The 14,130-nt window shown below is 64.0% G+C and carries 18 protein-coding genes, 1 other RNA gene and 1 pseudogene; 6 read left to right on the top strand and 14 right to left on the bottom strand.

Going from position 1 to position 14,130, the window contains the following annotated elements; all coding sequences use genetic code 11:
- Window positions 1-27 precede the first annotated feature (27 nt).
- The gene (locus ACTIFE_RS17830; RefSeq protein ID WP_439530484.1) at window positions 28-654 is read right to left on the bottom strand and encodes a nitroreductase family protein; all 627 of its coding nucleotides are present in this window, start codon (window positions 652-654) and stop codon (window positions 28-30) included.
- A gap of 122 nt (window positions 655-776) precedes the next feature.
- Here ACTIFE_RS17830 and ACTIFE_RS17825 point away from each other — a divergent pair, with 122 nt between their 5' ends.
- Window positions 777-1,700 (top strand): LysR substrate-binding domain-containing protein, encoded by a 924-nt coding sequence (locus ACTIFE_RS17825; RefSeq protein WP_439530483.1) that lies wholly within the window; start codon window positions 777-779, stop codon window positions 1,698-1,700.
- On the opposite strand, the gene ACTIFE_RS17820 is transcribed toward ACTIFE_RS17825, so the two are convergent.
- A complete protein-coding gene (locus tag ACTIFE_RS17820; RefSeq protein WP_439530482.1) occupies window positions 1,697-2,176 on the bottom strand; it encodes a methyltransferase family protein in 480 nt (159 codons plus the stop codon). The two genes, ACTIFE_RS17825 and ACTIFE_RS17820, sit on opposite strands and share 4 nt — an antisense overlap.
- Before the next feature lie 93 nt (window positions 2,177-2,269).
- Here ACTIFE_RS17820 and ACTIFE_RS17815 point away from each other — a divergent pair, with 93 nt between their 5' ends.
- Both ACTIFE_RS17815 and recQ read left to right on the top strand, forming a co-directional pair.
- The gene (locus tag ACTIFE_RS17815; protein ID WP_439530481.1) at window positions 2,270-2,647 is read left to right on the top strand and encodes an MAPEG family protein; all 378 of its coding nucleotides are present in this window, start codon (window positions 2,270-2,272) and stop codon (window positions 2,645-2,647) included.
- Between the two features lie 118 nt (window positions 2,648-2,765).
- Window positions 2,766-4,640: a DNA helicase RecQ gene (recQ, locus tag ACTIFE_RS17810; protein WP_439530480.1), complete on the top strand. Its 1,875-nt coding sequence runs from the start codon at window positions 2,766-2,768 to the stop codon at window positions 4,638-4,640.
- Between the two features lie 33 nt (window positions 4,641-4,673).
- On the opposite strand, the gene msrA is transcribed toward recQ, so the two are convergent.
- From msrA to ffs, 4 genes are all read right to left on the bottom strand, one after another.
- The gene (gene msrA, locus ACTIFE_RS17805; protein ID WP_439530479.1) at window positions 4,674-5,309 is read right to left on the bottom strand and encodes a peptide-methionine (S)-S-oxide reductase MsrA; all 636 of its coding nucleotides are present in this window, start codon (window positions 5,307-5,309) and stop codon (window positions 4,674-4,676) included.
- 95 nt (window positions 5,310-5,404) lie between these two features.
- Entirely contained in the window at window positions 5,405-5,725 is a 321-nt protein-coding gene (locus tag ACTIFE_RS17800) for a heavy metal-binding domain-containing protein (protein WP_439530478.1), read from the bottom strand.
- A gap of 75 nt (window positions 5,726-5,800) precedes the next feature.
- A complete protein-coding gene (locus tag ACTIFE_RS17795; RefSeq protein WP_439530477.1) occupies window positions 5,801-7,831 on the bottom strand; it encodes a DNA polymerase III subunit gamma/tau in 2,031 nt (676 codons plus the stop codon).
- Window positions 7,832-7,876: 45 nt separating this feature from the next.
- Window positions 7,877-7,974: signal recognition particle sRNA small type (gene ffs, locus ACTIFE_RS17790), an RNA gene on the bottom strand.
- A gap of 465 nt (window positions 7,975-8,439) precedes the next feature.
- Here ffs and ACTIFE_RS17785 point away from each other — a divergent pair.
- Both ACTIFE_RS17785 and ACTIFE_RS17780 read left to right on the top strand, forming a co-directional pair.
- Complete coding sequence (locus tag ACTIFE_RS17785) at window positions 8,440-8,595, top strand: DUF5993 family protein (RefSeq protein ID WP_439530476.1); 156 nt, start codon at window positions 8,440-8,442, stop codon at window positions 8,593-8,595.
- Between the two features lie 10 nt (window positions 8,596-8,605).
- On the top strand, window positions 8,606-9,172 hold the full coding sequence (locus ACTIFE_RS17780) for a disulfide bond formation protein B (protein WP_439530475.1): 567 nt from the start codon (window positions 8,606-8,608) through the stop codon (window positions 9,170-9,172).
- Window positions 9,173-9,250: 78 nt separating this feature from the next.
- Here the strand turns inward: ACTIFE_RS17780 and ACTIFE_RS17775 are convergent, their stop codons facing one another.
- The gene (locus ACTIFE_RS17775; RefSeq protein ID WP_439530474.1) at window positions 9,251-9,523 is read right to left on the bottom strand and encodes a DUF1150 family protein; all 273 of its coding nucleotides are present in this window, start codon (window positions 9,521-9,523) and stop codon (window positions 9,251-9,253) included.
- 64 nt (window positions 9,524-9,587) lie between these two features.
- Entirely contained in the window at window positions 9,588-10,016 is a 429-nt protein-coding gene (locus ACTIFE_RS17770) for an Hsp20 family protein (protein ID WP_439530473.1), read from the bottom strand.
- Between the two features lie 160 nt (window positions 10,017-10,176).
- On the opposite strand from ACTIFE_RS17770, the gene ACTIFE_RS17765 reads away from it, so the two are divergent.
- Complete coding sequence (locus tag ACTIFE_RS17765; RefSeq protein ID WP_439530472.1) at window positions 10,177-10,527, top strand: MmcQ/YjbR family DNA-binding protein; 351 nt, start codon at window positions 10,177-10,179, stop codon at window positions 10,525-10,527.
- A 37-nt stretch (window positions 10,528-10,564) separates the two neighbouring features.
- Here ACTIFE_RS17765 and ACTIFE_RS17760 read toward each other — a convergent pair whose 3' ends face one another.
- The 6 genes and pseudogenes from ACTIFE_RS17760 to ugpC form a co-directional block, all read right to left on the bottom strand.
- Complete coding sequence (locus tag ACTIFE_RS17760) at window positions 10,565-10,804, bottom strand: hypothetical protein (RefSeq protein ID WP_439530471.1); 240 nt, start codon at window positions 10,802-10,804, stop codon at window positions 10,565-10,567.
- A 97-nt stretch (window positions 10,805-10,901) separates the two neighbouring features.
- A complete protein-coding gene (locus ACTIFE_RS17755) occupies window positions 10,902-11,363 on the bottom strand; it encodes a hypothetical protein (protein WP_439530470.1) in 462 nt (153 codons plus the stop codon).
- Window positions 11,364-11,498: 135 nt separating this feature from the next.
- Window positions 11,499-11,729, bottom strand: coding sequence for a 30S ribosomal protein S21 (gene rpsU, locus ACTIFE_RS17750; protein ID WP_106752703.1), 231 nt, complete (start codon window positions 11,727-11,729; stop codon window positions 11,499-11,501).
- Window positions 11,730-11,970: 241 nt separating this feature from the next.
- Entirely contained in the window at window positions 11,971-12,177 is a 207-nt protein-coding gene (locus ACTIFE_RS17745; protein ID WP_106752704.1) for a cold-shock protein, read from the bottom strand.
- Window positions 12,178-12,490: 313 nt separating this feature from the next.
- Entirely contained in the window at window positions 12,491-13,408 is a 918-nt protein-coding gene (locus ACTIFE_RS17740; protein WP_439530469.1) for a tyrosine recombinase XerC, read from the bottom strand.
- A 206-nt stretch (window positions 13,409-13,614) separates the two neighbouring features.
- Window positions 13,615-14,130, bottom strand: a pseudogene (ugpC, locus tag ACTIFE_RS17735) (sn-glycerol-3-phosphate ABC transporter ATP-binding protein UgpC); the annotation flags it as partial.

Below are 14,130 nucleotides of genomic sequence, written 5' to 3'. Positions count from 1 at the left end.
CTGCACTCCGAAGGAGAGACTATTGCCTCAGACGAGCTTTGCAACCGCCGTGGCGGCGCGGCGCGACTTCTGCGGCCAGTTGCCATCGAGAGCAGTCCCGACCGTGATCAGCATCACCGGAACTTCGTCGGCATCCAGTTCGAAAGCGTCCGACAGTGCCTCGGCATCGAACCCCACCATCGGGCAGGCGCCAAGGCCATGCGCCTCGGCAGCCAGCAACAGGAAGGCACCCGCAAGGCTGGCAGAGCGAACGGCCTCGTCACGCGCCAGCTGTTCGCTGCTGGCGTAGAAATCATCCGCATTCCGTGAAAGGTCTGCCGCCATGGCCGCCGGCATGAAACCGGCCTCGACACTGGGGGCGAGAAGGGCCGGGAGCGAGCCCTTGCGCGGATACTGGCCGCACATGATGAAGGTGACGGCGGCCTCTTCGATCTTGGCCTGGTTCATCGACACGGCGCGCAATCGCGACTTCTGCTCGGGCGAACGGACCGCGATGAAGCGCCAGTTCTGCAGGTTGAAGGCGGACGGTGCGCGCACCGCAAGGTCGACAAGGCGGAGGATCGCCTCGTCCTCAAGGATTTCGCCAGCCTGGAAGAAGTTGACCGAGGAACGGGATTCGATGGCCTTGATCACGGCCGGCGTCTGGATCTGCATGGCTTTGTCCTTTCAGTTGCGCCGTGCGGCGCTGTCCGGAAGGAGATAGACCACCTCTACCATGGCGATAATTCACCTGACTTTTGCTTCACTCATTACGAAAAGTGAATAATACTCCATCAATGGAAAGCCTCTCGACCCTCCGCCTGTTCCGGGCCATCGCCGATCTTGGCAGCTTTGCCGCCGCAGCCCGCGCCATTGGCCTTTCCCCGGCCGGGGCCAGCAAGGCCATAGGTGAACTGGAAGCCGATCTTGGAACGCGCCTCTTCAACCGCACCACTCGGCGCCTCCACCTGACGGAGGCGGGAAGCCTCTATCTGGAACAGGTCCGCCGCGCCCTTGACGAGCTGGAGGAGGCCCGCGACCAGCTTGCGAGCCTCAACGCCGAGCCGTCCGGCCGGTTGCGGGTCAGTGCGCCCATGACCTCCAGCCTCGTCTTGCTTACGGAACGCATTCCAGAGTTTCTTGACCGCTACCCCAGGATTTCGCTCGACCTGGACCTGAATGACCGCCGGGTTGATCTTGTCCGCGACGGGTTTGACCTTGCCCTGCGCGGCGGGCAGAAGCTAGAGGATGCCGCCCTGATCACGCGCCGCGTCGGCACACTGTGTCATGTGCTTTGCGCCTCTCCCGCCTATCTGGCACGGGCAGGCGAGCCAAGGGAACCAGCGGATCTGGCCCAGCACGAATGCGTGCGTTTCTCCCTGTCGGGTCACGCGGATGCCTGGACCTTCCACCGCGGCGGCGACGTAGTGAACCAGAAGATCCAGGGCCGCTATCAGGTCTCGTCCAGCCTTGCCGTTCGCGATGCGCTGCGATCCGGCTTCGGGCTCAGCCTTATTCCCCGCGCCTATGTTGCGGAGGACCTGGCCGCCGGGCGGCTGGCCCAGGTGCTTGCGGACTGGACGACGCCGGACGTTGTGGTCAACGCCCTTTACCCCTCCCGCCGTCATGTGCCCCCAAAAGTCCGCGCCTTCATCGACTTTGCCGTCGAGGTGCTGCAGCGGCATACAGGATCACCACCGGAGGCAAGGTCAGGCGGCTAGATCCAGCGCCGCACCCGGGCCTTGTAGTCGCGGTACTCCTGTCCGAACCGCGCTTCAAGTGCGGCCTCTTCGGCCAGGATCTGGAGCCGGGTCAACACGATTGCAAAGAGGACGGGCCCGGCAGCAGCGATCAAGTGACCGAGCCAGACAGCCCAGCCGCAGAGCACCAGCAGCATGCCGAAATACATCGGATTGCGGGTGTAGCGGTACAGGCCGGAGACGACCAGGTGGCTGGCGGCCTCGGGCTTAAAGGGGTTAATGGTGGTGCGCTGGCGAAAGAAGCGGGCGACCGAAACAAGATCGATGCCAAGCCCGCTCGCTGCCAGAATACCGGCCAAAACGGTCTGGCCCGGAAACCTGACAGTCAGCTCCGGCCAGACCCAGGCAACCAGCCACATGGCGACCGCCCAGCCGAGGGCCTGAACCGGCGGAGGAATGATTGGCCGGGAAATCCGGTGCGGCGGAGGTTCTTGCATGGGCGTCTTTCATTGACGTGCGGCGCATCATGACCAACATAGCCAAATCACATCCCTGCCGCATCGAGCGGTTTTCATTCAGGAGCCGTTCCCTTGCCGATTGCCCTCTGGTGCGTTCTTGTCGCTGCTTTCCTGCCCATGCTTTCCGTGCTGCCCGCCAAGATGTCGAAGGGCTTCGAAAATGCCCGCCCGCGCGATCCGGCCTATTTCGCCGAAGGATTCCGGGCCCGCGCCCAGTGGGCTCAGGCGAACGGGTTCGAGGCCTTTCCGCTGTTTGCAGTCGCCGTTGGTGTCGGCCTCTGGCAGGGCGGTGATCCGATCTGGATCGACAAGCTTGCCATTCTCTTTGTCCTGATGCGGATCATCTACACCCTTTGCTACTGGACCGACCGGGCGACCCCGCGCTCGCTGTCCTGGATGGTGGCAACCGCGTCGTCTGTCGCCATTTTCACCAGTCCGCTCTGGAGCTGAGGCAAGCACTGCTGCTTCGGCGCGTTTTTCGGCGCGTTTTCAGCTGTCATCCACAGGCGGTCATTGCCCGGCGCGCGCGAATAAGGGATTGTGCGCCGGACAAGGGAAACCGCCGCAGATGTCGCATCCTCAGGCTCGACAAGCCGACGCCTTCATCACCCCCGCAACGCCCGCCGCCCGCCGCGATCCGGCGAAGGTTCTGGCCGACGTCTTCGGCTACGCCTCCTTCCGGGGCCGGCAACGGGAAGTGGTTGATGCACTGATTGCCGGCGAGGACGCGATCGTCCTGTTCCCGACCGGTGCGGGCAAGTCGCTGTGCTTCCAGATCCCGGCGCTGTGCCGACCCGGCACGGGTATCGTCATCTCGCCGCTGATCGCCCTTATGAAGGACCAGGTCGGCGCGCTGAAAGCTGCCGGCGTTCGGGCCGCAGCCCTTAACTCCGCCATGAGCGCGGATGAACAGACAAAAATTGTCGGAGATTGTCGCGCCGGAGCACTGGATTTTCTCTATGTGACCCCGGAAAGGGTGGCCACGGCCTCCTTCTCACGGCTGCTTGAAGGCATCCCGATTTCCCTGTTCGCCATCGACGAGGCCCATTGCGTCAGCCAGTGGGGGCATGATTTCCGGCCGGAATACCTGCAGTTGGCGAGCCTTGCCGAGCGCTATCCCGGCGTGCCGCGCGTCGCCCTGACGGCGACAGCCGATCCGCACACTCGCGAAGACATCGGCATCCGCCTGAAGCTTGAAAACGCTCATGTTTTTACGACGTCCTTTGACCGGCCCAACATCCGCTACGAGATTGTCGAGCGCGACAACCAGCGGCAGCAGTTGCTCGACTTCCTCAAGCGGCACAAGGGCGAAAGCGGCATCGTCTATTGCCTGTCGCGGGCAAAGGTGGAGGATATCGCCGACTGGCTGACCTCCAAGGGCATCCGCGCCCTGCCCTATCACGCCGGGCTCGACCGGGAGATCCGGGAAGCGAACCAGGACGCTTTTCTCCTGGAGGAAAACCTCGTCCTCGTCGCCACGGTGGCCTTCGGCATGGGCATCGACAAGCCGGATGTGCGGTTCGTAGCCCATCTGGATCTGCCCTCGTCCGTCGAGGCCTATTATCAGGAAACCGGCCGCGCCGGCCGCGATGGTGCCCCGGCCGAAGCCTGGATGGCCTATGGCATGGCCGACATGGTGCAGCGCCGGCGGATGATCGCCGAGGGCGACGCGCCGGATGAGGTGAAGCGGGCGGAAACCGCCAAGCTCAACGCCCTGCTCGGCATTTGCGAAACGGCCGGCTGCCGCCGGCAGGCGCTGCTGGCGCATTTCGGCGAGGTGTACCCGAAGCCCTGCGGCAACTGCGACACCTGCCTGTCCCCGGTGGAGACCTGGGACGGCACGGAGGCTGCCTCTAAGTTCATGTCGGCGATCTACCGCACCGGCCAGCGCTTCGGCGCCGGGCATGTCATCGACGTGCTGCTGGCCAAGGACAACGAGAAGATCACCCGCTTCGGCCATGACAAGCTGACCGTTTACGGGATCGGCAAGGACCTGTCGCCGAAGACCTGGCAGTCGGTGGCCCGGCAGCTTGTGGCGATGGGTCTGGTGGGGGTCGATCACGCCAGCTATGGCGCGCTGGTGCTGACCGAGGAAGCCCGCGCCGTTTTCCGCAACGAGCGCAAGGTGTTGCTGCGCCGCGACCGCGCTGCCGCCAGCCTCAAGTCCTCGCGCGGCGAGCGGTCATCCACGCTGGCGGATGATCTGGATGCGGAAGAGCGGCTGCTGTTCGAGCGCCTGCGCCGGCTCAGGACGCAGATTGCGCGGGAGAATGAAGTGCCGCCCTATGTGGTGTTTCCCGATGCCACACTGATCGGCATTGCGCATGCGCGGCCGGTGACACCGGAGCAACTGCTTGCCGTCTCCGGCGTCGGCCAGACCAAGCTGGATCGCTATGGCGATGCGTTTATCGAGCTGGTCGAGGCGTTCGAGGCGGGCGTCTGACGGTAAGCGCCGGGCGCCGGACCACTGGCGGCGTCAGGAACCAGCCTTGCTGAGGCCCTTGTAGGCTTCGTTGCCCCAGACCCGCTTGACCTGGACATCGCGGCCGCAGGCCCCGCGATAGCCCTTGTAGGCTTCGCTCTGCTTGACATAGCCGAAGCGGGTCAGCGTGCGGTCCTCGCCGAGATAGTAGTTCTGGTGATAGTCCTCGGCCGCCCAGAACGTGGCCTTGCCCTCGACCGGGGTCACGATGGACTGGCCCAACACCTTCTCGGCCTTGGCGATTTCCGCCTTGGCAGCCTTTTCCTGGGCCGCGTCAAGCGCGTGGATCGCGGTTGAATAGCCATGGCCCCGGTCGCAGAACTGGCCACCGGCATCTGTCACATCGACAGTGCGCAGGAAGATGGCGACGAGGTCGCCATAACTGACCTTCGCCGGATCGAACGTGACCTCGACCACCTCGCGGTGGCCGCCGTCCTCATAGGTCTTGTAGGTCGGCTTGTCGGTCCTGCCGCCGGCGTAGCCGGAAACGGTGGCCGTGACGCCGGGCACCTTGTCCATGTCCGCCTCGACGCACCAGAAACAGCCGCCGGCGAACAGCGCTGTGTCCGCGCTGGCCGGCAGGGGGACGGCAAGGCCAAAAGCAAGAGCGAGAACAGTGGCGCGCACCATGGTGGCAATCTCCCGATGAATGATCACCGGACCATAGGGCGCACGCCAGTCACCGTCATCTCACAGTGGCTTGAGCGTATCGGACAAGGCAGGAATCAACGCACCAGAACAGCGGTTCCGGTTGCGGTGACCATCAACATCGAGCCGCCATTGCCGACGGTCTCGTAGTCGAGATCGACGCCGATCACCGCGTTGGCGCCCAGACGCGCGGCATTCTGCTGCATTTCTTCGAGCGCAATCGTGCGTGCCTTGGCAAGCTCGGCCTCATAGGCACCGGAGCGCCCGCCGACGATGTCGCGGATACCGGCAAAGAGGTCCTTGAAGATGTTGGCACCCAGAATGGCTTCCCCGGTGACGAGGCCCTTGTAATCAAGAATCTCGCGGTTCTGCAGGGTGCTGGTGGTGGTAACGATCATTCCGACCTCCATCGATTGACGAAGAGCAACTGGGAATGCGGCGCGGCGATTGCAAGCCACGGGCGCTGGCGCGGCTCAGATATCGTCGCTGTCGTCGGTGCCGAGGGCTTCGTTGAGCAGCGGATCGGCGAGGTCTGCCTCGTCCTCGTCAGCGGTGACGCGGACGTCCACGATGCGCGCGCCTGGAAACTCCGACAAGAGCGCGGCAACGGTCGGATGCGACTTGGCATCGGAGAGGAGCTGCGCCTGGGTCGCCTCGCGTTCCTCATGGATCGTCGGGCGGCCCTGTTCGCGGCTGACGGAGACGATCCAGCGGGTTCCGGTCCATTCAGTCAGCTTGCGGCCCAGTTCACCGGCGACATCGGCCCCCGCGTCGCGGGTCGGCTGGATTTCGATGTGCCCCTGATCGAACTTGACCAGACGCATCTGCCGCTCGATGGCGACCTTCATCGGAATGTCGCGCTTCTCGGAGGCGAGCGCAGCGCAATCAGCGAGGGTGCGCAGGACAATCGCTGGCCTGGCCGGCGGAATGTCACGCTGCGGCTGGGCCGGCTGCGGTGCCACGGCGGGCTGGGTCATGCCGCCCTGAATGGATGCGAGACGTGGCCGCCCGTCTGGCTGCGGCTGTGCGCCGGAAAGCGCTGCGACAGGCGCGCCTGAGGGCTGCGGCATCTGGCCCATCTGGCCAGACCCCATGCCAACGGCCATGGCGCCACCTCCGGAAGAGCCTGCACCAGAGGGACCAGCGCCAGAAGGACCAGCGCCCTGGCCGCCACCCGGCGCAGAGGCCCCCTGCGGCAGGGCACCAAGCGCGCCGGAGCGGAGCAGCTTCAGCGCTTCTTCCGGATCCGGTAGATCGGCGGCATAGGCAAGGCGCACGAGCACCATGTCGGCGGCGGCCAGCGGCTTCGGCGCGGCCTGAACCTCGGAAATGCCCTTGAGCAGGATCTGCCAGGCGCGCGACAGGGCCCGCATCGACAGTTTTTCGGCAAACTCCCGGCCGCGCAGACGCTCTGTCTCGGTGACGGAGACTTCCTCGCCCGCCTTCGGCACGATCTTCAGGCGCGTCACGAGATGGGTGAAGTCCGCAAGATCGGTCAGGACGACGGCGGGATCTGCGCCGATGGAGTATTGCTGCGCCAGTTCCTGCATCGCCTCGGCGATGCGGCCCGACATGACATGGCCGAACAGGTCGATGACGCGGGCGCGGTCGGCAAGCCCCAGCATCTCGCGCACCTGGCCGGCGTCGATGTGACCGGCACCGTGGGCGATGGCCTGGTCCAGCAGCGACAGGCTGTCACGCGCCGAGCCTTCGCCGGCACGCGCGATCAGCGTCAGCGCATCGTCGGAAATGTCGATCGTTTCAGCATTGGAAATCCGGCGCAGCAGGCCGACGAGCTTCGGCTGCTCGATGCGGCGCAGGTCGAAGCGCTGGCAGCGGGACAGGACCGTGACCGGGACCTTGCGGATTTCCGTGGTGGCGAAGATGAACTTCACATGCTCCGGCGGCTCTTCGAGCGTCTTCAACAGCCCGTTGAAGGCCGCGTTGGACAGCATGTGCACTTCGTCGATGATGTAGACCTTGTAGCGCGCCGTCGCCGGACGGTAGCGCGCCGCATCGGTGATCTCGCGGATGTCGTTGATGCCGGTGTGCGAGGCGGCGTCCATCTCGATCACATCGACGTGGCGGCCTTCCATGATCGAGCGGCAATGCACGCCCTCGCGCGTCAGCTTGACCGTCGGCCGGTCAGCCTCGCCGGGGATCTCGTAATTGAGGCCGCGCGCCAGAATGCGTGCGGTCGTCGTCTTGCCGACACCACGCACACCGGTCAGCATCCAGGCCTGGGCTATACGACCCGTTGCAAACGCATTTTCCAGCGTCTGGACCATCGGCTCCTGGCCGACGAGATCGTCGAATGTCTGGGGGCGGTACTTGCGGGCAAGGACGCGATAGGCCGCAACCTTGGGCGCTGCCTCGGCAACCACCGCAGGAGCGGCGGCAGGCGCTGGCGCTTCGCCAAACATGGAGAGGGTCAGATCATCACGGATCTCGTCCGCGCCGGGTTCCGTCACGCCGTCCGGGCTGTCGCCATCGATACCGCTCATGAAAGCCCGTGGTCTTTAAGCGCAAGCAAAAACGCGCTGAAAAGGGTGGGAGGCTGGCACGGTGACCCGTGCCGGATCTCGTTAGGGCTGCTTCCTTCCGGACCTGACCCGGTTGGCGAGTGGCTCGTCCACCACCAACCTCCCGAGGTCCTTATATCAGCAAGGCATGGGCCTTTGGCAAGGCTTTCATCCAAGAAAGCCGAAGATGGGCTATTTTCCCAGCGTTTTCAGCTAATTACGCTCTGAAAAACAAAGAGGGCCGCAGTCGCGGCCCTCCCGTGAGATCGACGTGACCTCGTGTCCGGATCAGATCCCGGCGGAAATTCTCGCTGCCAGAGGCTGCTCCAGCATCTCACCCTTCCGCCCAGACATCAGGGCCACGCACAGGGTCTCACTCGACATGGGCTCACCTCCTTTCGGTTGTTGCAGACACGAAGAAGGGTAGCGCAGTGGCCAGATCCTGCAAGAGGCAAAAAGCGACATGACTGAATGACGGGATGGTGCCGCCGCCTGAAACTTGCCGTAACGTGAAAAATTCAATGAAATCAAATTGAAAGACTTTGAGCCGACACTTGGGTCCGGCCGTCGACTGGCCCGGAGACCTTTGCATGACGACGCTCATCTTTGCCCTTCTGACCGCTGCCTTCTGGGTGGCGGCCACTGACCGGGCCCGGACGGCCAGCCTTCTGTTCGCCCTTGCGCTGGTCGTCGGTCTTGTGTGGTTCAACCACCACATGACCGATCCCCTCGCCATTTCGCTTTAAGGAGGCACCGATGTTGACGCCCGCACTCGCCCGCCACCTCAATGCGCTCGGCCTTCTGGCAGTTTCCGCCGCACTGGCCTTTGCCTATTACGACCAGTTTTTCGGCGGCGACCTGCCCTGTCCGCTCTGCCTGCTGCAGCGCGCGGCTCTGACAGCAGTCGGATTTGGACTGCTGATGAACGTGGTTCACGGGCCAAGGCCACGCCACTACGGATTCATGTTGCTGGCTGCCTGCTTTGGCGCTGCCGTTGCCAGCCGACAGGTGCTGCTGCACATCGTTCCGGGAACCGGCAGTTACGGCGCACCGTTCCTGGGGCTGCATTTCTATACCTGGGCGCTTGTGCTGTTCTGCCTCGTCATCCTGGGCAGCGCGATCCTGCTGCTCATGGACCGCCAGTTCGAGCGCACCGAAACTGCGCCTGGACGCTTCTCTGCGTTGCCTGTGCTCGGCAAGTTTGCCGTCGCAGCGATCATCGGGCTCGCGGCCGCCAACACGGTGACGACCTTTGCCGAATGTGGTCCGATTGAATGTCCGGACGACCCGACAAACTACTGGATCCTTGGTGGCGGTCAGTAGCCGGGATTGGCCCTATAGAACGAAAAAGGGACCGGCAAACTTTCCTGCCGGCCCCCTGTCTGGCTTGAACAGCGCGGTTCAGTGCACGCTGACCATGATCAGTTCCGTTTCGAGCGCATTGGCGATGGCCGCCTCCCGGCTGTCCGAGACCAGGATCGGATTGCCGTCCGCTCCTAGGAGGGCCCAGAGACGCAGGCCGCGCGCCATCTCCGGGGTTCCCGGAAACAGCCGATGCAGATCGTCCGACGAGATCTGGCGCAGATAGCCGACATGGCCGGTGCCAAGCTGGGCAAAAACTTCAGGTGACAGAGCGCGCGGGTTGTCAGCGCGCGGATGGGGATCACGCGTCATTGTCAGTGCTCCTTATTGTGTTCAATCGACCGGACGTTCCGCCCGCCGCCGAGCGCAGAGGCGATCAGTCCGGGGCCGAAATCTCGATCCGGCGGATCACCCGCTGCTGCTCGGGCCGGGCCAGATCGATCGAGAGAAGTCCGTCCTTGAGGTCTGCGCCGAGGATTTCAATTCCCTCGGCGAGCACGAAGGCGCGCTGGAACTGCCGGGCGGCAATGCCGCGATGCAGATACTGGCGGGCCTTGTCATCCAGCTGCCGTCCGCGGATGACAAGCTGGCGTTCCTCAACGGAGACATCCAGTTGCTCGCGCGTGAAGCCGGCAACCGCAAGAGTGATGCGGATTACCTCGCCGGTTTCGTCCGTTTTCGGCAAACGCTCGATGTTATAGGGCGGATAGCCGTCACTGGCGGCTTTCGATACCCGATCCAGCACCCGTTCGATATCATCGAAACCGAGCATGAACGGGCTTGAAAACGCTGACATTCGCGTCATCGTCAAAGTCCTCTTGAAGCGACCTTGAGACCCGGACCCTCAGCGGAGGCATCCGGACCGGGGTGCCAACCACCCCTTACTGCTTGCGAATATGGCGACTGTCCGACAGAGTTTCAAGCAACCCGCCCACTGCCATTTCTTCTCGATGAGCCTTTGCACCATGACCCGGTCCGACTTCGACACCTTCTGCGCCAGCCTTCCCGGCACCACCCATGTCATCCAATGGGGCGGCGCTTCTGTCTGGAAGGTCGGCGGCAAGATCTTTGCAATCTGGTTTGGTGATGACGCTGACGGCCGCGTCAGCTTCAAGGCCTCGGACCTCACCGGGCATATGCTGCGGGAGCGGCCCGAGTATCAGCCCGCCCCCTATCTGGCCCGCGCCGGCTGGATCCAACTGATCTCGAGCACAAGCGTCGAGGCAGACGAGGCGAAAGCCTATGTTTTAGCCGCCCACGGGTTGATCGCCGCGAAACTGCCGCGGCGGATCAAGTTGGAACTGGGGCTTGCCTGACGCGGCCACCCTGCCTGAGGCAATTCCCTCGCCTGGTTCAACGCGTTGCCGGGGCCTGCGGCTGGACAACGGTGAACGGCGCGATCTTCACATCGCTGGTGGCAATCGACATGCCGGTCGCAGCGCTGCCGGTCTGCTGCGGCAGTTGCGCCACGGACATGTCGGACTTGGCCTTGACGGACTTCATGTGCCCACAGGCCAGCGCTGCGCCGGACATGGCCAGGCTGCCAGCCAGACCGAGAGCCAAAACCGATGCGGACGTCTTCAATGCAGTCATGTGATGTCCTCCTCGACAGGGCGTTCACTGCCCATTGCCGTAGGGTAACCGACACCGGACAGCGAGCAAGCGCCTTGTCATCACAAGTCGGTGTGGATTATCGCTTTGCCCGGCTGAGGATGTGGCTCGTGACAACTTCCTGGCGCGTCGGGTCATGCGGCATCGCCGTGACATAGGCCTCGACCTGATCGCCAAAGGCACGGATATCGATAATGCGGGCACCATAGAAGCCAAGCAGACGCACATTGACGCCGCCGCCGGGGCGAAGGGTCGCTTCCGTCCAGCCCCATTTGCAATCACTCGGGCTGCAGCGCATGAAGGCCCGGGCGCGGATCTCCACCTTATCGTCGACGCAGCGACTTTCCACCTCAAGCCGCGTCAATTCCTGGCGTTTGGCCTTGCGGTCAACCCAGATGCCGTCTTCGGGCAGCGGGCAGTAAACCCGCCCGGTCGACTGCGCCAGAGCCATGTCCACTGTCCGACCCCAGGGCATGACGCCACCAACAACCAGGCCGATGGCAAAGGCGGCAGTGGCGGTATACTGGACCAGCGGCGTCATAGGCATCCTCCCATGACCAGACGCTAGCGGTCGGCGCTTAACCTTCCGTTAATTTTCAGCGCGGCGCATCCCATGCAAAAACCCCCGGAACCGGTTGGTCCGAGGGCATTGCAGGAAAGACAAGACCTGGACGGCTCAGCGCGCCTTGCGCTTGGGAGCTGCGATCAGGCCTTCACGCTGTGCGAGCTTGCGAGCAGCCTTGCGGGCACGGCGAACGGCCTCAGCCTTTTCACGCACGCGCTTCTCAGACGGCTTCTCGAAAGAGCGGCGCGCCTTCATCTCGCGCAGCACGCCCTCACGCTGGAGCTTCTTCTTCAGGACGCGGAGCGCCTGCTCGATGTTGTTGTCACGAACGAGAACCTGCAAGGTAAATCCTGACGTTGGCCCGGCCGAAACTGCCTTGGCGGCGACCGGGGGAGTTGAGTACAAGCGCCATACGGCACGAAAGGTGGCGCAACCTAGCAGGTTTCTGGGAAATTGCACCCCCCTGCGGCGAAAAAATTTAGGCCCCGGACAAGTCCGGGGCCTGGCGTCTTGGAGGCGGCTCACTCGCCTGTCCGGTCTGGCCAGATCAGGGCGACGGCGCTCTCAAAGCGCTGAATTCAGCTCAGAGAAGCTGCAGGTTTGCAGCAGCGCTGCGGCCCTGACGGTCGGTTTCCAGCTCGAAGCTGACCTTCTGACCTTCGCCGAGGTGGCTGAGGCCCGAACGCTCGACAGCGCTGATGTGAACGAAGACATCGCGGCTGCCGTCTTCCGGCTGGATGAAGCCAAAGCCCTTCTGGCCGTTGAAGAACTTTACGGTTCCGGTTTTCATGTGCAGTACCTTGATATAGAGTTTCGACGCCCGGATCCGAATGATCAAGGCGGTCGTGTATCGCAGATTTTTGGAAGAGAGATTGGCGGGTCGATATCGTTGACACCGCGAGAAGCCAAGCCTGGCCCAAAAAGTCGATAGCTTTCATATACAGCAGAATAACGGCTGCGCCAACACCGAATCTACAAAATCGTCATGGAGCGGCGAGGCGTGGCGCTCAAGGCGCAGGGCCGCAGCAAAGCCTACGGTGCGAAAGTACTCTGTTTTCAGGCAGTTACTGACGGAGGACCACCTCATCGTCGCCGGATCTGCCCTAGACCCGCTCGCCCCGCGCCCGGGGATGCGCCTTGTCATAGGCCTGCAGAAGCCGCGCGGCATCGACTTCCGTGTAGATCTGCGTGGTGGAAAGGCTGGCATGGCCCAGCAGTTCCTGGATCGAGCGCAAGTCCCCGCCGCTCGCCAGAAGATGCGTGGCGAAGGAGTGGCGCAGAGCATGCGGTGTTGCACTGTCGGGCAGACCCAACGCGCCGCGCAGTTTCTCGACTGCCATCTGTATCAAGCGCGGGCTGAGCGGCCCGCCGCGCGCGCCGACAAACAGCGGCCCATCGGGCTCCAGCTGGTAGGGACACAGCCGCAGATAGGCGGCGATTGCCTCGCCAACCGCCGGCAGCAAGGGCACGATGCGCTCCTTTCCGCCCTTGCCGACAATGCGCAAGCTGCGCGTGGTCGGCAAAGGCGCACTGCGCAAGGACAGCGCCAGGGCTTCGGAGATACGCAGGCCACAGCCATAAAGCAGCGTCAGAACGGCTGCATTGCGCGCCTCGATCCAGGGCGCAGTCTCCAGAGCCAGATCGCCGGAGGTCACCGCCCTCGCATCCGCGACCGACAGCGGCTTGGGCAACGAACGCGGCTGGCGCGGCGGCCGAACCGCTCCGGCGGCCGCTGCATTGACCTCGCCGCGCCGCTCCAGAAAGCCGAGGAAAGATCGGATGCCGGCAAGGCCGCGCGCCAGCGAGCGACTGCCAACACCGGCGTTGCGCCGACGGGCCAGAAACGCCCGAAAGTCCGCAGGAGCAAGACTTCGGATCTCGTCGACGCCCAGCGCACCGCCGAGATGCAGCGTCAGGAACTGCAGGAACTGGGTCACATCGCGCTCATAGGCAACCAGAGTCTTGTCAGAAAGACGCCGTTCGTCGCCAAGGTGATCGAGCCAGGCGGTCACGCGGCGCATCAGCTCCGGCGTTGCGTGGACTAGTGGGGATTCGGACGAGGGAGCGCTGGACATAGCGCAGTCTATACCAGATGTGCGTGCCGGTGGAGATCCGCCAGTAGCGCCTGCCCCTCGCCTTTTGGCACCAAAAAACCCCGGCGCGCGCGAAGGGTCGCGGCCGGGGCGTGAGTGTCATTCGGGCGGTTCTGGTTTCTGCCTCCCCGCGTTTAGCGTTGGATGCGTTTGCCTGTAGTCTTGTCGAAGGGGTGGATGCGGTCTGCGGGGGCGGTGAAGGAGAGGACTTCGCCGGGCTGGTGGCGGGCGGCGGCGGGGACGCGGATGACCACATGCGGGGCCGCGCTGTTTGCCACTGCGCCGGTTGCCGCACTGTCACCGCCGATGGTGGCATAGAGGTAGCTCTCTGCGCCGACCGGTTCGAGCACGGTGGTGGTGACGGTGAGGCTGAGGTCGCCGGGACCGGCGGGCCGCTCGCTTGCCGGCACGAAGTGCTCGGGCCGCACGCCCAGCGTATAGCCAGCTCCATTGGCAAGGTCGGGCCCGGTAAGGCCGGTGCCCCCTGCTGCCGTTTCGCTGTCGAGGGTGGCGCGGCCGTCGCGCAGGCTGACCGGGATCAGGTTCATGGCCGGCGAGCCGATGAAGGAGGCGACGAAGGTGGAGGCGGGCTGTTCATAGACCGAGATCGGATCGCCGATCTGCTCGATGGCGCCGCCATTGAGCACGAC

The organism is Pannonibacter sp. (assembly GCF_051860505.1).
Taxonomy (GTDB): Bacteria; Pseudomonadota; Alphaproteobacteria; order Rhizobiales; family Stappiaceae; genus Pannonibacter.
Note: the sequence above shows the minus strand (reverse complement) of the source record. Positions and strands in the feature narration are given on the sequence as shown.